At 62.9% G+C, this 17,680-nt stretch carries 21 protein-coding genes; 8 read left to right on the top strand and 13 right to left on the bottom strand.

All coding sequences use genetic code 11. The features are described from left to right. Position 1: 1 nt before the first annotated feature. Positions 2 to 1,345, top strand: a complete 1,344-nt coding sequence (accC, locus tag IB277_RS04695; RefSeq protein ID WP_034795446.1) for an acetyl-CoA carboxylase biotin carboxylase subunit — start codon at positions 2 to 4, stop codon at positions 1,343 to 1,345. 10 nt (positions 1,346 to 1,355) lie between these two features. Then, the gene (aat, locus tag IB277_RS04690) at positions 1,356 to 1,970 is read left to right on the top strand and encodes a leucyl/phenylalanyl-tRNA--protein transferase (protein WP_034795444.1); all 615 of its coding nucleotides are present in this window, start codon (positions 1,356 to 1,358) and stop codon (positions 1,968 to 1,970) included. Positions 1,971 to 2,007: 37 nt separating this feature from the next. Here the strand turns inward: aat and IB277_RS04685 are convergent, their stop codons facing one another. The 5 genes from IB277_RS04685 to gatB all read right to left on the bottom strand — a co-directional run bounded on the left by IB277_RS04685 (position 2,008) and on the right by gatB (position 5,683). Then, a complete protein-coding gene (locus IB277_RS04685) occupies positions 2,008 to 2,460 on the bottom strand; it encodes a DUF2155 domain-containing protein (RefSeq protein WP_034795441.1) in 453 nt (150 codons plus the stop codon). 125 nt (positions 2,461 to 2,585) lie between these two features. Continuing rightward, positions 2,586 to 2,981, bottom strand: coding sequence for an NADH:ubiquinone oxidoreductase subunit NDUFA12 (locus IB277_RS04680; protein ID WP_089045737.1), 396 nt, complete (start codon positions 2,979 to 2,981; stop codon positions 2,586 to 2,588). Positions 2,982 to 3,089: 108 nt separating this feature from the next. Continuing rightward, positions 3,090 to 3,581, bottom strand: a complete 492-nt coding sequence (locus IB277_RS04675) for a GNAT family N-acetyltransferase (protein ID WP_246812698.1) — start codon at positions 3,579 to 3,581, stop codon at positions 3,090 to 3,092. A 102-nt stretch (positions 3,582 to 3,683) separates the two neighbouring features. After that, a complete protein-coding gene (locus IB277_RS04670; protein WP_090294496.1) occupies positions 3,684 to 4,178 on the bottom strand; it encodes a GNAT family N-acetyltransferase in 495 nt (164 codons plus the stop codon). Between the two features lie 2 nt (positions 4,179 to 4,180). Next, on the bottom strand, positions 4,181 to 5,683 hold the full coding sequence (gene gatB / locus IB277_RS04665; protein ID WP_034795650.1) for an Asp-tRNA(Asn)/Glu-tRNA(Gln) amidotransferase subunit GatB: 1,503 nt from the start codon (positions 5,681 to 5,683) through the stop codon (positions 4,181 to 4,183). 160 nt (positions 5,684 to 5,843) lie between these two features. On the opposite strand from gatB, the gene IB277_RS04660 reads away from it, so the two are divergent. Both IB277_RS04660 and IB277_RS04655 read left to right on the top strand, forming a co-directional pair. Continuing rightward, positions 5,844 to 6,122 carry a DUF1294 domain-containing protein gene (locus IB277_RS04660; protein ID WP_090294497.1) on the top strand — a complete coding sequence of 93 codons (279 nt, stop codon included), beginning with the start codon at positions 5,844 to 5,846 and terminating at the stop codon, positions 6,120 to 6,122. Positions 6,123 to 6,329: 207 nt separating this feature from the next. Continuing rightward, positions 6,330 to 6,584 (top strand): YjhX family toxin, encoded by a 255-nt coding sequence (locus IB277_RS04655; protein ID WP_034795416.1) that lies wholly within the window; start codon positions 6,330 to 6,332, stop codon positions 6,582 to 6,584. A 77-nt stretch (positions 6,585 to 6,661) separates the two neighbouring features. On the opposite strand, the gene IB277_RS04650 is transcribed toward IB277_RS04655, so the two are convergent. The 5 genes from IB277_RS04650 to IB277_RS04630 all read right to left on the bottom strand — a co-directional run bounded on the left by IB277_RS04650 (position 6,662) and on the right by IB277_RS04630 (position 11,442). Next, a complete protein-coding gene (locus tag IB277_RS04650; RefSeq protein ID WP_090294499.1) occupies positions 6,662 to 8,113 on the bottom strand; it encodes a diguanylate cyclase in 1,452 nt (483 codons plus the stop codon). 132 nt (positions 8,114 to 8,245) lie between these two features. Continuing rightward, positions 8,246 to 8,737 (bottom strand): GNAT family N-acetyltransferase, encoded by a 492-nt coding sequence (locus IB277_RS04645; protein WP_060522219.1) that lies wholly within the window; start codon positions 8,735 to 8,737, stop codon positions 8,246 to 8,248. A gap of 71 nt (positions 8,738 to 8,808) precedes the next feature. Further along, complete coding sequence (gatA, locus tag IB277_RS04640; RefSeq protein ID WP_110818445.1) at positions 8,809 to 10,290, bottom strand: Asp-tRNA(Asn)/Glu-tRNA(Gln) amidotransferase subunit GatA; 1,482 nt, start codon at positions 10,288 to 10,290, stop codon at positions 8,809 to 8,811. Positions 10,291 to 10,340: 50 nt separating this feature from the next. Further along, the gene (gene gatC / locus IB277_RS04635) at positions 10,341 to 10,628 is read right to left on the bottom strand and encodes an Asp-tRNA(Asn)/Glu-tRNA(Gln) amidotransferase subunit GatC (RefSeq protein ID WP_034795408.1); all 288 of its coding nucleotides are present in this window, start codon (positions 10,626 to 10,628) and stop codon (positions 10,341 to 10,343) included. 109 nt (positions 10,629 to 10,737) lie between these two features. Then, entirely contained in the window at positions 10,738 to 11,442 is a 705-nt protein-coding gene (locus IB277_RS04630; RefSeq protein ID WP_034795392.1) for a metal-dependent hydrolase, read from the bottom strand. Between the two features lie 81 nt (positions 11,443 to 11,523). Here IB277_RS04630 and ruvX point away from each other — a divergent pair, with 81 nt between their 5' ends. After that, positions 11,524 to 12,009 carry a Holliday junction resolvase RuvX gene (gene ruvX / locus IB277_RS04625; RefSeq protein WP_034795390.1) on the top strand — a complete coding sequence of 162 codons (486 nt, stop codon included), beginning with the start codon at positions 11,524 to 11,526 and terminating at the stop codon, positions 12,007 to 12,009. Here the strand turns inward: ruvX and IB277_RS04620 are convergent. Together IB277_RS04620 and IB277_RS04615 are read right to left on the bottom strand one after the other, a co-directional pair. Further along, positions 11,955 to 12,296 (bottom strand): DUF6105 family protein, encoded by a 342-nt coding sequence (locus IB277_RS04620; RefSeq protein WP_077961535.1) that lies wholly within the window; start codon positions 12,294 to 12,296, stop codon positions 11,955 to 11,957. The two genes, ruvX and IB277_RS04620, sit on opposite strands and share 55 nt — an antisense overlap. Then, positions 12,293 to 12,433, bottom strand: coding sequence for a hypothetical protein (locus IB277_RS04615; RefSeq protein ID WP_181432565.1), 141 nt, complete (start codon positions 12,431 to 12,433; stop codon positions 12,293 to 12,295). Before IB277_RS04615 ends, IB277_RS04620 begins: the two co-directional genes overlap by 4 nt. Positions 12,434 to 12,674: 241 nt before the next feature. Here IB277_RS04615 and IB277_RS04610 point away from each other — a divergent pair, with 241 nt between their 5' ends. Next, positions 12,675 to 13,610, top strand: coding sequence for an AEC family transporter (locus IB277_RS04610; RefSeq protein ID WP_110818446.1), 936 nt, complete (start codon positions 12,675 to 12,677; stop codon positions 13,608 to 13,610). 25 nt (positions 13,611 to 13,635) lie between these two features. On the opposite strand, the gene IB277_RS04605 is transcribed toward IB277_RS04610, so the two are convergent. Next, positions 13,636 to 15,288, bottom strand: a complete 1,653-nt coding sequence (locus IB277_RS04605) for an acyl-CoA dehydrogenase family protein (protein ID WP_060583555.1) — start codon at positions 15,286 to 15,288, stop codon at positions 13,636 to 13,638. Positions 15,289 to 15,445: 157 nt separating this feature from the next. On the opposite strand from IB277_RS04605, the gene IB277_RS04600 reads away from it, so the two are divergent. Next, positions 15,446 to 16,387: an aspartate carbamoyltransferase catalytic subunit gene (locus IB277_RS04600; RefSeq protein ID WP_110818447.1), complete on the top strand. Its 942-nt coding sequence runs from the start codon at positions 15,446 to 15,448 to the stop codon at positions 16,385 to 16,387. Then, a complete protein-coding gene (locus IB277_RS04595; RefSeq protein ID WP_090294505.1) occupies positions 16,384 to 17,676 on the top strand; it encodes a dihydroorotase in 1,293 nt (430 codons plus the stop codon). Before IB277_RS04600 ends, IB277_RS04595 begins: the two co-directional genes overlap by 4 nt. Positions 17,677 to 17,680: the final 4 nt, after the last annotated feature.

Raw genomic sequence — 17,680 nt, 5'->3', positions numbered from 1 at the left:
GATGATCTCGAAAATTCTCATTGCCAATCGCGGCGAAATCGCCCTTCGCGTGCTTCGTGCCTGCAAGGAACTCGGCATCGCCACGGTCGCCGTTCATTCCACGGCCGACGCCGACGCCATGCATGTGCGCCTCGCCGACGAGAGCGTTTGCATCGGCCCGCCGCCCTCGCGCGATAGCTATCTGAACATTCACCAGATCGTCGCCGCCTGCGAAATCACCGGTGCCGACGCTGTGCATCCAGGCTACGGCTTCCTGTCGGAAAACGCCAAGTTCGCCGAAATCCTTGAAGCGCACGACATCACCTTCATCGGCCCGACGGCGGAACACATCCGCATCATGGGTGACAAGATCACCGCCAAGCAAACGGCGCAGGAACTTGGCATCCCGGTCGTTCCGGGTTCCGACGGCGAAGTAAAGCCGGAAAACGCCCTCGAAGTCGCCCGCAAGATCGGTTTCCCGGTCCTGATCAAGGCGACCGCCGGCGGCGGCGGCCGCGGCATGAAGGTCGCCCGCAGCGAGGCTGACCTCGAGGAAGCCGTTGCGACGGCCCGCACCGAAGCGCTTGCCGCTTTCGGCAACGACGCCGTCTACATGGAGAAGTACCTCTCCAAGCCGCGCCACATCGAAATCCAGATCGTCGGCGACGGCGCCGGCAATGCGGTGCATCTCGGTGAACGCGATTGCTCGCTGCAGCGTCGTCACCAGAAGGTCTGGGAAGAGGCAAACTCCCCGGCGCTCAACGTCGACCAGCGCATGAAGATCGGTCAGGTCTGCGCCGACGCCATGAAGAAGCTGAAGTATCGCGGCGCCGGCACGATCGAATTCCTCTACGAAAACGGCGAGTTCTATTTCATCGAAATGAACACCCGTCTTCAGGTCGAGCATCCGATCACCGAGGCGATCACCGGCATCGACCTGGTGCACGAGCAGATCCGCGTCGCCTCCGGCGGTGGCCTCTCGGTCCGGCAGGAAGACATCGTGTTCTCCGGCCACGCGATCGAGTGCCGCATCAATGCCGAAGACCCGCGCACCTTCGTCCCATCCCCGGGCACGATCACGCATTTCCATGCGCCGGGCGGTCTTGGCGTGCGCGTCGACTCGGGTGCCTATCAGGGCTACCGGATCCCGCCTTACTACGACAGCCTGATCGGCAAGCTGATCGTGCACGGCCGTACCCGCGTCGAATGCATGATGCGTCTGCGCCGCGTGCTTGACGAATTTGTCATCGACGGCATCAAGACGACGCTTCCGCTGTTCCAGGACCTGATCAATAATCAGGACATTGCCAACGGCGACTACGATATCCACTGGCTGGAGAAGCATCTGGCCGCCACGTCCGAGTAAGGACCAGACATTGAAGGGGACGCGCAGCAAGCAGCCCGATATTACGCCGGACATGCTGCTGCGCGCCTATTCGATCGGCCTCTTCCCGATGGCCGATTCGGCTGACGACCCGGAAATCTTCTGGGTCGAGCCGGAAATTCGCGGGGTGATCCCGCTCGCAGGCTTCCACACCTCTCGCAGCCTCGCCAAAACCATCCGCCGAAAGCCCTTCGACATCCGCTTCAACACCGCCTTCGAAGCGGTCATGGACGGCTGCGCTGCCCCTGCTCCCGACCGGCCAACCACCTGGATCAACAACAAGATCCGCACGCTCTACGCGACGCTGCATACGATGGGCTATGCCCACAGCGTCGAGGCGTGGGAAGGCGACCAACTGGTTGGCGGACTTTACGGCGTTTCGCTCGGCTCGGCCTTCTTCGGCGAAAGCATGTTTTCCAGACGCACCGACGCCTCGAAGATCTGCCTCGTCCATCTGGTCGAGCGACTGAAGGCGCGTGGCTTCGAACTGCTCGATACACAGTTCACCACCGAGCACCTGAAGTCGTTCGGTGCCATCGACGTGCCAAAGGCGGAATACGAAGTGCTTCTGGCGAACGCGATGTCGTCGCCCGACCTCGCCTTCTAACCAAGCCAAATCTCAAAGAATGGGAATACGCCGCCGCTCAGCGCTTCTGCGCGGTGTCCGGCGGCGGCAGGTCCGAGGTCGCCTTGCAGGACTGCAGCCAGACGTCATAGACCGGATGCTCGACGGCGTTCAGACCGGGGCTATCGGCAAACATCCAGCCGGTGAAGATGCGGCGGATCTTGCGGTCGAGTGTGATTTCCTCGACCTCGACGAAGGTCGTGATCTTCTGCGCTTCCGTGTCGTCACGGCTGTAGCAGACGCGCGGCGTGACCTGAAGGGCGCCGAACTGCACGGTCTCGCCGATGTAGACGTCGAAAGTGGTGATGCGGCCGGTGATCTTGTCGATACCGGAGAACACGGCGACGGCGTTGGAAAGGCGGGCTGCGTCAACCGCTTCCGCAGATGCGACCAGCGGCAAGGCGGCAAGCAGGGACAAGCCCAAACGCCGTGTTCCTTGGCCGATTGCCTTGCGCAGATCAGAACCTGCCATAGTCGCCTGTCTCCCGCGTATCCTGTTCGTCATCGATGGATTTCAGGCGCTAACCATCAATTGTGGCCGCGCCATGATCGAGGAACCCATTCCGCGGTCCGTCGTCGTCACTGAGAACAGATTATTCAGGAGCCGGGCGTCCAGGCGTCGTAGTCGCCGGTCACGCGGGGACGCTTGCCGGTGGCGGCAATCGAGCCCTGCGGGCGGTAGGCGTTGGCCGTTCCGGTCGGATTGGCGCGGTGCGCCTTCTGCCATTCGCGCGGCGTGTACTTTTCATCAGCCGGAGAAACGTCGGTCCGGTGATGCATCCAGCCGTGCCAGCCGGCCGGAATGGCGGAGGCTTCGGCGTAGCCGTTGTAGATCACCCAGCGGCGGGTGCGGCCTTCAGAATCCTTGCCGCCCTGGTAGTAGACATTACCGAGTTCGTCTTGACCGACCCGTTCACCGTGGCGCCAGGTGTGAAAGCGCGTTCCGATCGTCTGTTCGTTCCACCAGGTGAAAATCTGCAGCAGGAGCTTCATGGATGCCGTCCTTGACCGGCCGTTGGGAAGGCGGCCAGATACCAAAACAATGTTCCCGCTTATGCCCCGCCGCTCAGGGCTTGTCCAGTGATTCCGAGGCGGAGGCGGTCATTTCAACGGCAGGTGAAAGCCGAAGTGGCTGCGCACAAAGCCTAGACGCTCGTAGAAGCGATGCGCATCGGTGCGCACGGCGTTGGACGTGAGCCTTACCTTCTTTGCGCGCTTCTCCCGCGCCTCGCCAATCGCATGGCGCAACATGCGCTCGCCGATCCCACGGCCGCGCATGTCCGCACGCGTCTGGACCGCTTCGACGATCAGGCTGGAGCTTCCACGCCCAGACAGAGACGTGTGCAGCGCGGTTTGAAAAGTGCCGACGACCTGCCCTTCAAGAACCGCAACAAAGAGTGTCTGCAGCGTCGAAGCTTCAATCCGGTCGAAGGCAGCGGCGTAGTCCGCGAAGGCCTCGGGGTCGGTCGTGTCGCCGTGGCCGCCGAGCGGATCATTGGCGAAGAGCGCGACGATTGCTTCGAGGTCCTTACGCTCGGCCTTGCGGATCAAGAGTTCGGTCGCGTCCATGGTTTCCCCGCTCACATCGTTCATCGCCCGCGGATCAAACACCCGGAGGTAACGGCGCGATGACAGAGCCGCGCCTCTCAAGCTTATCCACAGGCATGCGAAACTTCAGGCAATCGGACGGATCGCCTAGCCGAGAAGCGGCTTTTCCAGAGCGATGGCCGGCAGACCGGACGGGTCGTCAACCGGGGTCTCGCCCACTTCGGCAAAGCCGTGCGCGCGATAGAAGGTGAGCGCGTGCAGGTTCTGCGGCTCGACCTCGACGCGCATGCGCTCGGCGTCCGGGAAGCAGGTTTCGAGTTCGGCGAAGATATCGCGGCCGACGCCCTGGCGCTGGAACTTCGGAAGGACATAGAGCTGGTGCAGCACCACCGTCTTGGCTTGCGTGTCGGACATCGCCGCATAGCCCATGCCGCCCAGCTGCCCTCCATCGTCGGCAACAAGAAACTCGGCGTTCTTGCGCGCGAGTCGGGCTTTGAGCGCCGGCAGCGAATGCCAGCGCTCCGTGAGTTCGTTGACCTTCTCGACACCGTAGAAAGTGTCATAGGTCGCGTGCCACGTTTCGATCAGCAGAGCGCGAACCTTCTCCAGGTCGCGCTCGCTTGCCGTGCGCACGAAGAACATCGTTATTCCTCGATGCCGAGCTTGGCCTTGACGAGCGCCTGTACGGCCTGCGGGTTGGCCTTGCCGCCGGTCGCCTTCATCACTTGGCCGACGAACCAGCCGGCGAGCGAAGGCTTGGCCTGCACCTTGGCGACCTGATCCGGGTTGGCGGCGATGATCTCGTCGACGGCCTTCTCGATGGCGCCGGTGTCGGTCACCTGCTTCATGCCGCGCGCTTCAACGATCTCGGCCGGGTCGCCGCCCTCGTTCCAGACGATCTCGAAGAGGTCCTTGGCGATCTTGCCGGAGATGGTCTCGGCCTTGATGAGATCGATGATGCCGCCGAGCTGTGCCGGGGAAACCGGAGTCTCTTCAATGGCTTTGCCGGCTTTGTTCAAGGCACCGAGCAGGTCGTTGATGACCCAGTTGGCGGCAATCTTGCCGTCGCGCCCTTCGGCAACCGCCTCGAAATAATCGGCGATCGACTTTTCGGAGACGAGCACCGAGGCGTCATAGACCGAGAGGCCGAGGTCGCGCACGAAGCGCTCCTTCTTGTCGTCGGGCAGTTCCGGCAGGTCGGCCTTCAGCGCCTCGACGAAAGCATCGTCGAACTCCAGCGGCAGCAGGTCCGGATCCGGGAAGTAGCGGTAGTCGTGCGCGTCTTCCTTGGAGCGCATCGAGCGGGTCTCGCCCTTGTTCGGGTCGAACAGGCGGGTCTCCTGGTCGATGCTGCCACCGTCCTCAAGAATGCCGATCTGGCGGCGTGCTTCGTATTCGATCGCCTGGCCGATGAAGCGGATCGAGTTGACGTTCTTGATTTCGCAGCGCGTGCCGAAACCCTCGCCCGGACGACGCACGGAAACGTTGACGTCGGCGCGCATCGAGCCTTCGTCCATGTTGCCGTCGCACGTGCCGAGATAGCGCACGATCGAGCGCAGCTTCGTCATGTAGGCCTTGGCCTCATCCGACGAGCGCATGTCCGGCTTGGAGACGATCTCCATCAGCGCCACGCCCGAGCGGTTGAGGTCGACATAGGACATCGACGGATGCTGGTCGTGCATCGACTTGCCGGCATCCTGTTCCAGATGCAGGCGCTCGATGCCGATCTCGACATCCTCGAACTGGCCCTGACGATCCGGGCCGACCGAAATGATGATCTTGCCCTCGCCGACGATCGGATCCTTGAACTGCGAGATCTGATAGCCCTGCGGCAGGTCCGGATAGAAATAGTTCTTGCGGTCGAAGATCGAGCGATTGTTGATCGCGGCCTTGAGGCCGAGACCGGTGCGCACCGCCTGCTTCACGCATTCCTCGTTGATCACGGGCAGCATGCCGGGCATAGCGGCATCGACCAGCGAGACGTTCGCATTCGGCGCATTGCCGAACTCCGTCGATGCGCCCGAGAACAGCTTCGAATTGGAAAGCACCTGGGCATGGACTTCCATGCCGATGATGACTTCCCAGTCGCCAGTGGCGCCGGGGATGAAGCGTTTCGGATCGGGGGTGCGGACGTCGACAATGCTCATATCATGCTCTTCTTTGAAGCCTGAATTCTTGGTTTCTCGGTAGAACAATTGGTCCGCCGGTGCAAGTTGTTCGGCTGGATCAGAAGCGCCATATGCAATCTCATGCGGACGGCGAGCCTCTCTTAACCACCGTTTAGCGCCTATCGGCAAGACTTCGCTCATGTCCATCGGCCCTGCCCTGCTCTCGTTCGCAATTCTCGTCAACTTGGCGGCCTTCGGGCTGTTCTGGTACGACAAGCGAGCGGCGCGCTCCGGCCGACGGCGGATCAGCGAGCGGACCCTGCTCACTCTCGCCTTTTTCGGCGGCAGCCCGGGAGCGATGACGGCGCGCCATATCTTCCGACACAAGACGCGTAAGGAACCCTTTCGCACGCGCCTCGCGTTGATCATCGTCTTGCAAGTGGCGCTGGCGGCCATTGGCACCCTGGCGTTGCAATGACACCTTGACGCGCGAACGACGGCCTTTTAGGAAGGCACCGTTCTATTGGAGTTTTTATGTTCCGTTCTTCGCCTGAGTCCCGGTAAAGCCCGTCCGCGTAATCCGCTTTGATTGCGCGCACGGGCCGGAAACGTCACCCCGCATCTTCAGTAATTTGCGGAACGTTTTCCTGCGTTCAAACGAACGCGATTCCGGAACATTCGGACAATGGACATCTCGCGCGCAGAACAGCGCATTCTTCATCATTTGGCCCAGGGCGGCCGCATCGAAATCACCCGCGACGACAAGGCGATCACCGAAATCCGGTGCTTCACCCGTGACGGCTGGGTCTATCCCGGCTTCGACCTCGAACTTTTCCGCAAATTGAAGCGGAAGAAGGCGATCTCATCGTCCGGCGGAAAACCCTACCGCATCACGGAACGCGGGCTGCAGCTCGTGCGCTCCGAACTTAACAACCGCTAGCGGCGAATACGAACGATACCGGGCATGCCAGCATGCCCGGTATCGTCAGATGCGTACTTTACTTTACGGAAAGCGACTTACGTTGCGTGAGCGCTCGACGGGGCAGCGCATTGCACGCGGTCGCGGCCCGCAGCCTTCGCCTGGTAGAGCGCGCGGTCGGCCGCAAGCAGCAAGCCGTCGAGACCGGTGTCGCGGGTCATGACTTCGGCAGCGCCGATGCTGATGGTGACGTCGATCCTTCCGCCCTGCTCCAGGTCGATATGGAGCGCGCGCACGGCCTCGAGCAGTCGCTCGGCGACCTTGAGCGCATCAGTCGGGGATTGCCGAACCAGCACAACGGCAAACTCTTCTCCGCCAAGCCGACCGACGAGATCCTCAAAACGCAGCGTCCCGCGAACGGCGCCTGCGACCGAGACCAGCACCTGATCGCCCACGGCGTGACCATAGGTGTCATTGATCGCCTTGAAGCGGTCGATGTCGAGCATCATCACCACCGTCCCGCCTTTTCGGGCGACCGGCGCTGCGATCAGCGCGGCCGCGCGCGCCATGAAGGTCGCGCGCGCCAGGCACTGGGTCAGAAAATCATAATCGACCGCATGGGACAGGCGCCCGATCAGCGCCCGTCGTGCGGCATCGACGCTGGCGACCGCCAGCGGGCAGAGCGCAAGAAGGGTCGTCCCCAGCCGGGTGGAGGTGAGCGTCTCCTCGGCCACGCCGCTGACGCCGAGATGCAGGGCGCCGGAGGCAACGGCAATCTGCGTCAACACACAGACGATCGCCGTCAGGATCGTCACCGGGAACAAGCCATAGCTGAGCGCGCACCACAAGAGTGCCGGCACCGGGAAAGCGAAAGCGCCTGGGCCGCCGATGACGAGCGCCGCAGCGCAGGACAAGACCAGGGAGACGAACGGCCAGACGGTTGCAGAAGCAGAGGCCGTTGAAACCGTCATTCTCGTGGCACGGGATCGCAAACCGTCTTCAGGAAGCGGCGCTGCCAGGAAAACCGGGAGCAGAACCACATAATTGACCAGCTCGGTGGTGAGCCAGGCGACGAATGCGTCCGCGACGGGTTTGCCGAAGGACAGGTGAACCGCGACCGCTCCGACGAGCGAGGCGCCCATCGCCGCCAGGGAGGAGGCAGCGAACATGTAAAGGACCGAGCGCGCCCGGCGCAGGTGCCGATGCTCCGGCGAAAAGCGGCGATAGAGCAGGAAGCCGATGACGACGCCGACCATGTTGGCCGCATTCAGCGCCGCAGCTTCATAGAGATCCGCGCCGGTCACCAGGTCCGCAAGAACGTAGGCCAATGCCGCCGTCAGCCATCCAGCCGGGCTGGCGAGCGACGGTTTTCTGATCAGCAGACCGAGCAGGATCGCATTTGCCGGCCAGATCGAAGCCAGCATGCCGACCGGGCGACTCAAGATGCCGAGCACGCAGGCGGTGAAGACGATCACGCACAGGCCGGCAAGCCAAAACGAATGGTGGAAAGGTCTCAGAACCAACGGTCGCGGAACCGTTTTATCCAGCATCTGCAACAAGCGCCCCCCTTGCGGTGCCCCACCACCACGTCATACCCCATAATATTTCATGGGCCTAATGAATGCGGTGTGAATAGGCCAGCCGGCTTTGCGCGTGGCTGCCATGCATGAGGTGGCGGGGTGTCAATGATCCGGGCTTTGCTCCAGAGATTTGCTCAGACCGATGAAGGCAACGTCGCTGTCGAGTTGCGGCGCATAGGCGGTCGACAGCCAACTCACGCCATAGCCGTGATTGCGGAAGAAGCGCACGGCGCGGTCGTTGCGCGCGTGCGTCTTGGTGGTGGCCGCGTCGAATCCGTCCGCAGCAATACGACGCTCGATCTCAGCAAGCAGCAGCCCGCCGAAGCCCCTGCCCTGGAGCTGCGGCTCGATCCACAGATCGGAGATCGCATTGTCGAAGTTCTCGCACGCCACCCAACCGCAGATGGCGCCCTCGCCTTCGACGAGCAAAACGGAAAGCCAGTGATCGAACAGAAAACGGAGAAATGCGGCCTCGGCCACGCGCCGCATCTTTTCGCCATCGGCGAGGCCCGCAATTGCCGACTGCCAGGATCTAAGGCCGATTTCGGCCAGCCGGTCGACGTCGCCGGCGCGGGCATGGCGGATGACGGGCATGACGCGGTCTCCTTCCGCGATGCAACCGAAGAAGAAAGGGCGGTACCTCGTCGGTACCGCCCCTCAAGAGTTTACCACCACTTGGTGGGTGTGAAGCGGCCGGCCGCCTGTTCGATCACATGCGCGGTCTTGAACAGCGTTTCTTCCTCGAACGGCTTGCCGATCAGCTGCAGGCCAAGCGGCAGGCCCTTGTGGTCGAGACCGCCGGGAACGGCGATACCGGGAAGGCCGGCCATGTTCACCGTCACCGTGAAGATGTCGTTGAGGTACATCTTGACCGGATCGGATGCCAGATCCTCGTCGGCGATGCCGAAGGCAGACGACGGCGTCGCCGGCGTCAGGATGGCGTCAACGCCGGCGTGGAACGCCAGTTCGAAGTCGCGCTTGATCAGCGTGCGCACCTTCTGTGCCTGCAGATAGTAGGCATCGTAGTAGCCGGCCGAAAGCACGTAGGTGCCGATCATGATGCGGCGCTTGACTTCGTGACCGAAGCCGGCTGCGCGCGTCTTTTCGTACATGTCGACGATGTCCTTGCCGTCTACGCGCAGGCCGTAGCGAACGCCGTCATAGCGGGCAAGGTTCGAGGAGGCCTCGGCCGGAGCGACGATGTAGTAGGCCGGCAGCGCGTATTTCGTGTGCGGCAGGGTGATGTCGACGATCTCGGCACCGGCTTCCTTCAGCCAGGCAATGCCCTGCTGCCAGAGCGTTTCGATCTCTTCCGGCATGCCATCGACGCGGTATTCGCGCGGAATGCCGATCTTCATGCCCTTGATCGACTTGCCGATCGCGGCTTCGTAATCCGGCACCGGCAGATCGACCGAGGTCGTGTCCTTGGCGTCGACGCTTGCCATCGACTTCAGGAGGATCGCGGCATCGCGCACGTCACGGGCGATCGGGCCTGCCTGGTCGAGCGACGAGGCGAAAGCAACGGTGCCCCAGCGCGAGCAGCGACCATAGGTCGGCTTGATGCCGACGGTGCCGGTGAAGGCTGCCGGCTGGCGGATGGAGCCGCCGGTATCGGTGGCGGTCGCGCCGGCGCAGAGATGCGCGGCAACGGCTGCGGCGGAACCACCGGAGGAGCCACCCGGCACGAGATCCAGATTGGAGCCCTTGGCGCGCCACGGGTTCTTGACCGCGCCGTAGTAGGAGGTCTCGTTCGACGAGCCCATGGCAAACTCGTCCATGTTCAGCTTGCCGAGCATGACGGCGCCGTCGTTCCAGAGGTTCTGGGTCACGGTCGATTCGTAGCGCGGCGCGAAACCGTCGAGGATGTGGCTGCAGGCCTGCGTGTGCACGCCTTCGGTAGCGAAGAGGTCCTTGATGCCGAGCGGGATGCCTTCGAGCGCACCGGCCTTGCCGGCGGCGATACGCGCATCCGAGGCCTTGGCCATCTCTCGTGCCTTTTCGGGCGTGACGGCGATGTAGGCGTTGATCGCCTCATTGGCGGCATCGATCGCGCCGAGATAGGCGTCGGTCAGTTCGACGGCGGTGATGTCCTTGGCGGCGAGCTTGGTGCGGGCTTCGGCAATCGTCAGGCTGGTAAGGTCGGTCATGGTAAAATCTGGCTTTCGCAATCAGAAACGTCGGGGCGGCTGGCGGGAGATTACTCGACCACCTTCGGAACGAGGAAGAAATTGCGATCGGAATTCGGCGCATTGGCGACGATGTCGTCGGCCTTGTTGCCGTCCGATACGGTGTCCGTCCGCTTCTTCATATCCATCGGCGTGACCGAGGTCATCGGCTCGACGCCATCGACATTCACTTCGGAGAGCTGCTCGACGAAACCGAGGATGCCATTGAGCTCACCCATCATCCGTTCGGCTTCTTCTTCGCTAACGGCGATACGGGCAAGGCGCGCGACGCGCTTCACGGTGGCAAGGTCTACGGACATGATCGTCTCCGGTAACTGGAACTTCCCCCGCTATAATGGCGCAGGGCGAGCCACGCAACGGGGGAATTGCCGGAGGACCGGGCCTCTTCTCAAAAGGCCCGGCGTAACATCAGATCTCGACGACGCCGCCGACGTGCGGCGTCGCCACCTTGGTCGACGCGCTTTCCATGCCGGCAACGAAGGTTTCCGGGGTCTGGTCGATGATCGGGAACGAGCCGTAATGGCAGGGGATGGCTGTCGAGAACTTGAAGAAGCGCTGGCAGGCCAGGGCCGCAACCGCCCCGCCCATGGTGAAACGATCGCCGATCGGCACGATGCCGATCTCCGGCTGATGCAGCTCGTTGATCAGCGCCATGTCGGAGAAGATGTCCGTATCACCCATGTGATAGAGCGTCGGCTCGTCCTCGAAATGCAGCACCAGGCCGTTGGCATTGCCGAGCGAGTGCGAGACGCCGTCCTCGGTCAGCTGCGCCGACGAATGCAGCGCGTTGACGAAGGTCGTCGAGAAACTACCGAGATTGATCGTGCCGCCGGTGTTCCCCATTTCCAGCGCCTTGACGCCATGCCGGCCGAGCCAGGCGGCAAGGTCGGCATTGGCAACGACCGTCGCGCCCGTCTCCTTGGCGATCGCAATGGTATCGCCGACATGGTCGCCGTGACCATGGGTCAGGAGAATGTGGGTGAGCCCGGCGGTCGCGTCCCGGCGCTCCTCGTCGCGGAACGCCGGATTGCCAGTAAAGAAGGGGTCGATCAGGATTTTGGACTTTGCCGTTTCGATGTGAAAGGCGGCATGGCCGAGCCATTTGATCTTCATGACGATCTCCCTGATGATTTGTCTGTCGCAACAGCATATGGATCAGACAACTCTCCGCGCAAAGATCGAATCGACAATCCCATGGCAATTCTCACCATCGAAGAACTCGCAGCCCAGCTACAGCCGAACCAGGCCATTGCAGGCCTCGACCTTGGCACGAAAACGATCGGCCTCTCGGTCTCCGATCTCGGTCGCCGCTTTGCGACCCCGCGCGAGGTGATCCGTCGGGTCAAGTTCGGCGTGGACGCGGAGGCGCTGCTGTCGGCAGCGACGAAAGAAAAGATCGCGGCCTTCGTCATCGGCCTGCCCGTCAATATGGACGGCAGCGAGGGGCCGCGCTGTCAGGCGACCCGCGCCTTCGTGCGCAACATGGAACAGAAAACGCCCCTGCCCTTCGCCTTCTGGGATGAACGGCTTTCGACCGTCGCGGCCGAGCGGGTGCTGATCGAGATGGACGTGTCACGACGCAAGCGGGCCGAACGCATCGATTCGGCCGCGGCCTCGTTCATTCTTCAGGGCGCGCTCGACAGGCTGGCGTCGCTGGCAAGAGACGGCCTCTCTGACTGAGGGGCCACGGCACCGAAGCGGCGACGATACCACGCCGCGATCTGGCGGCGCTTGCGAAAGCCGATGATGGCGAAAACGATCAGGCTGTCGACGACGATCGCGCGGGCTACGAGCGGCGGAATGGTTTCCGGCGGGATGCCGAGGACATTGCCGTAGATCTGGAACACCAGATCATGGGTTTGCCGCGTCAGCATGAAGAAGCCGAAGCTCATGTCGTAGTACGACAGGCCATACCAGGAGCCCAGCAGCAGGATCGGCCCGCCCCAAAGGATCAGAAACCACTTCATGCGGCCCCCCTTTCCGAGATCTGCCGAAAGACAACTGGGTAAATCGCGCGGTCAGCCAGCACGGCGGCCACAAGAACCATCGCGGGAACTGCGATATCTAGCGCCAGTCCGGCAAAAAACATCATCATGATGATCATAAGACCAGTTCTCACCGAACCGCTCCATTCCGGAATCCATTAAAATGCCGGATCAATCTCCGCCCTTGCGGCGACCCGCGCAACGTAAACCATTTGTTAAGGTTAATTTTCACAGGGCAGTCCGGTCGCGGATCCTTGAAGGCGGGACACTCCCGTTTGATCGCCGCCTCGTGCCACTAGCGCATTCCGGTCGGCGATGATTTGAGGTAGCGATAGACGTCCCGCACGCAGGCCCTCCCCCATGACCGTCGTCTTTGAAAGCATCCTTCCCGTCTTCCTGCTGGTCCTGCTCGGCGCCTGGCTCAAGCGTTCGACCTTGATCGATCAGAGTCTTTGGCTCGGGCTCGAGCAATTCGGCTACTTCATCCTTTTCCCGTCGCTGTTGTTTTCGACGCTCGCCCAGGCCGATTTTGCCGGATTGAAGGCCGATGCGACGGCGATCGCAACGATCGGAAGCGTCAGTTTGATGTCGGTCTTCGTGCTGCTGTTGTGGCCGATGCTGCGGAACCGCCAGGTATCAGGTGCATCCTTCACCTCGGTCTTCCAGACTGCGACACGCTGGAATGGGTTCATGGCGCTGGCGATCGCGCAGAAACTCTATGGCCCGATCGGCCTGACACTGACCGCCCTGGTGATGACGCTCGTGATCATCCCGATCAATCTCTACAATATCGGTGTTCTCGTCTGGTTTGGTGGTGGCAATCGCGACTTCCGCCGCTTCTTCGCCAAGATCGTCTCCAATCCGCTGATCGTCGCCTCGGTGCTCGGTATTCTCGTCAACATGAGCGGATTGAAGATCTACGGCCCAGTGATGGCCACGATCGATATGCTGGCAAGCGCCTCGCTCAGCCTCGGCCTGGTGATGGTCGGTGCGGGCCTGCGGGCATCCGATGCGCTCAAGCCCAGCAGGACGGCGTTGCTCGCGGTCTTCCTCAAGCTGATCGTGATGCCGGTCTTCATGGTGAGCGCGAGCTACCTGCTCGGCATTCGCGGCGATGCTCTGCTGGTCATCGCGCTCGGCGCGGCCGTGCCGACCGCGATGAACGGCTATCTACTGGCCAAGCAGATGGATGGCGACGCCGAACTCTATGCGGCGGTCGCGACCGTCCAGACGGTCGTTTCGTTCTTCACGATACCGCTCGTGCTCTGGCTGACGGCTTACGCCGCAGGGGGCTGACGGCTTACGCCGGACGTCCTGCGGCTCAGGCCGCAGGGGGATAGAGAAGGTCCAGGATGTAGGCGGAATCGAAGCGCGAATCGAGCATGCCGTAGGTCGAGCGCCACCCGGCAGCCAGGCGCGATTCGAGGAAGGCATCGGCAATGCGACCGGCACCGAGACGGTAGAGCTCGGCGGCAGCGGCGGCGAGCGCCAGTTGCTCGACCAGCATGCGGGCCGCACCCTCATCACGCTCGCACAGCGACATGGCCGCGCGCAGCACGTCGATCGTCTTGCGACCGGACGGGCCGAGATCGCGGGCCAGCACGACGAAGAGCTGCTCGAACAGATCCTTGCCCTTGGCGAGAACCCGCAGCACATCCAGCGCCATGACGTTGCCGGAGCCTTCCCAGATGGCATTCACAGGCGCTTCGCGGTAGTGGCGCGCCAGTGCTCGCTCTTCCACATAGCCGTTGCCGCCGAGGCACTCCATCGCCTCATAGATCAGAGCCGGCGCGATCTTGCAGGCCCAGTATTTCGCAACCGGCGTCATGATCCGCGCGTAAGCCGCGTCTTCCACGCTGCTGCGCGCCTTGTCGAAGGCTTCGGCCAGGCGGAACGAAAGTGCGCTTGCCGCGGCAACGTCGAGCGCCATGTCGGCGAGCACGCGCGTCATCATCGGCTGGCTGACGAGCGGCTTGCCGAAAACCTTGCGGCCGCGGGTATGATGTACGGCTTCGGCAAGCGAGGCGCGCATCATGCCGGCGGAAGCGAGCGCGCAGTCGAGCCGCGTCAGCGTCACCATGTCGAGGATCGTGCGGAGGCCTGCATCCGGCGCGCCGAGAATGAAGCCGAACGTGTCTGAGAACTCGACCTCGGAAGACGCATTGGAGCGGTTGCCGAGCTTGTCCTTCAGCCGCTGGAACCGCAGGCCGTTGGCGCTGCCGTCTTCCAGGAGCCTCGGTACCAGGAAGCAGGCAAGCCCTTCGCGGGTCTGCGCCAGCATGACGAAAGCGTCGCTCATCGGCGCCGACATGAACCACTTGTGGCCATTCAGCCGATAGATGCCCTCGCCCACCCGTTCGGCCGTCGAAGTGTTGGCGCGCACGTCGGTGCCGCCCTGCTTCTCGGTCATGCCCATGCCGACGGTGACGGCCGACTTCTGCATCCACGGACGGTTGGTGGAATCGTACTTTCGCGACAGGATCTTCGGCGCCCACTCCTTCTGCACCGCCGGCGACGCAGTGATCGCTGCAAGCGATGCACTGGTCATCGTCAGCGGGCAGAGATGACCGCATTCGAGCTGCGCCGTCAGATAGAAGCGGATCGCCCGCGTCTTGTGCGACTGGTTGCGCTCGTCCGGCAGATTTTCCCACGCGGACGCGTGCAGGCCCGAGGACATCGAGCGGCGCATCAGCGCATGCCAGGCCGGGTGGAACTCGACGACATCGAGACGCTCGCCGCGCGGCCCGTGGGTCTTCAGCTTCGGCGGACCTTCGTTCGCCATGCGCGCCAGTTCCTGGGCCTCCGGCGAGGTGACGTAGCGGCCGAGCACGTCGAACTCATCGCGCAGCGTCTTGCTCATGCCCGATGTGATGTCGACCACCAGCGGATCGGAGCGATAGGCGTTGACACCGGACCAGGGCTTGGGCTGGTTGAGCTCGGCGAGTTTCTGTTCAGTCCGGTTCATCTGATTCATGGGCCGGTTCTAGCGCAAGTTTCTCGACCACGGAACGGGGCGAAGAAAAGATAGGATCGCCGTTGCAAGTTTTCTGCGGACTGAACCGCGCAAGCCTTGCCGTGCCGGGGACCAGGTCTTATAGAGCGACCACATTTCCAGAGCGCAAGGGCGGCCCATGATCACTTTCCCGCATCGCCACCTGCTCGGCATCAAGGGGCTCACGGAGCAGGATATCACCTATCTGCTCGATCGCGCCGATGAAGCCGTCCAAATCTCCCGTCAAAGAGAAAAGAAGACGTCCACGCTTCGGGGTCTGACGCAGATCAACCTCTTCTTCGAGGCCTCGACCCGCACGCAATCTTCCTTCGAGCTTGCCGGCAAACGCCTTGGCGCCGACGTGATGAACATGTCGGTCGGCAATTCCTCGGTGAAGAAAGGCGAGACGTTGATCGACACGGCGATGACGCTGAACGCCATGCACCCGGACGTGCTGGTCGTGCGTCACTCCTCGGCCGGTGCCGCAGCCCTTCTCGCACAAAAGGTCTCCTGCTCCGTCGTCAATGCGGGCGACGGCCAGCACGAGCACCCAACGCAGGCGCTGCTCGACGCGCTGACGATCCGCCGCGCCAAGGGCAAGCTCTCGCGCATCATCGTGGCGATCTGCGGCGACGTGCTTCACTCGCGCGTTGCGCGCTCCAACATCCTGCTCCTGAACCAGATGGGCGCACGGGTTCGGGTCGTCGCACCGGCGACGCTGCTTCCCTCCGGGATCGCCGAAATGGGCGTCGAAGTCTACCACTCGATGGCCGAGGGCCTGAAGGATGCCGATGTCGTCATGATGCTGCGCCTGCAGCGCGAGCGCATGGCCGGGTCCTTCGTGCCGTCTGTACGCGAATACTTCCACTACTACGGGCTCGATGCGGAAAAGCTGAAGGCAGCCAAGGCGGATGCGCTTGTCATGCATCCCGGGCCGATGAACCGCGGCGTCGAGATCGCCTCGGAAATCGCCGACGGGCCGCAGAGCGTGATCGAACAGCAGGTCGAGATGGGCGTTGCCGTGCGCATGGCGGTTATGGAAACGCTGCTTCTCTCGCAGAACCAGGGGCCGCGCACATGACCAGACCACTCGTTCTGAAGAACCTTCGCATCGTCGATCCCTCGCGCAATCTCGATGAAGTCGGCACTGTTATCGTCGGCGACGACGGCCTTATCCTTGCTGCCGGTGCCGATGCCCAGAACCAGGGCGCGCCGGATGGCGCCTTCGTCAAGGACTGCGCCGGCCTCACCGCCGTTCCGGGCCTCGTCGATGCCCGCGTCTTTGTCGGCGAACCGGGAAGCGAACACCGCGAGACCTTCGAGTCCGCATCGCGGGCCGCCGCTGCCGGCGGCGTCACCACCTTCATCGCCATGCCGGAGACCGACCCTGTCATCGACGACATCGCGCTCGTCGAGTATGTGAAGAAGACGGCGCGCGACAAGGCGCTGGTCAACGTACACCCGGCCGCAGCGCTGACCAAGGGTCTTGCCGGCGAAGAGATGACCGAGTTCGGTCTGCTTCGCGAAGCGGGTGCTGTCTGCTTCACCAATGGTCGTCGCTCGATTCACGACACGCTGGTCCTGCGCCGCGCCATGACCTATGCGCGCGAATTCGGCGCCGTCATCTCCCTTGAGACGCGCGACAAGTATCTCGGTGCCAACGGCGTCATGCACGAGGGCCTGCTTGCAAGCTGGCTCGGCCTTTCCGGGATCCCGCGCGAAGCGGAGATCATTCCGCTCGAGCGCGACCTGCGCATCGCCGGACTGACGCGTGCCGCCTATCACGCCGCCCAGATCTCGGTTCCCGAATCGGCCGCCGCGATCCGTACCGCACGCGAGCGTGGCGCCAACGTCACCTGCGGCGTGTCGATCAACAATCTCGCGCTCAATGAGAACGACATCGGCGAATACCGGACATTCTTCAAGCTTTCGCCGCCGCTGCGCAGCGAGGACGACCGCGTCGGGATGGCCGAGGCACTGGCCGACGGCACGATCGATATCATCGTCTCCTCGCACGACCCGCAGGACGTCGACACCAAGCGGCTGCCCTTTGCCGATGCTGCCGATGGGGCGATCGGCCTGGAAACGCTGGCCGCGGCCGCGCTTCGCCTGCATCACAGCGGCCAGGTTCCGCTGATGCGCCTGATCGATGCGATGTCGACGCGGCCGGCGGCGATCTTCGGTCTCGACGCCGGTACGCTGAAACCCGGCGCCAAGGCCGATATCACCGTCCTCGATCTCGACGAGCCTTGGGTGCTTTACGAAGAGGCGATCGTTTCTCGCTCCAAGAATACGCCGTTTGAAAATGCGCGCTTTACCGGGCGGGTCGTGCAAACCTATGTTGCCGGCAAGCTGGTGCATTCGGCCTAAGCCG

The sequence above is a fragment of the Ensifer sp. ENS07 genome (assembly GCF_014852185.1).
GTDB lineage: Bacteria > Pseudomonadota > Alphaproteobacteria > Rhizobiales > Rhizobiaceae > Ensifer > Ensifer adhaerens.
Note: the sequence above shows the minus strand (reverse complement) of the source record. Positions and strands in the feature narration are given on the sequence as shown.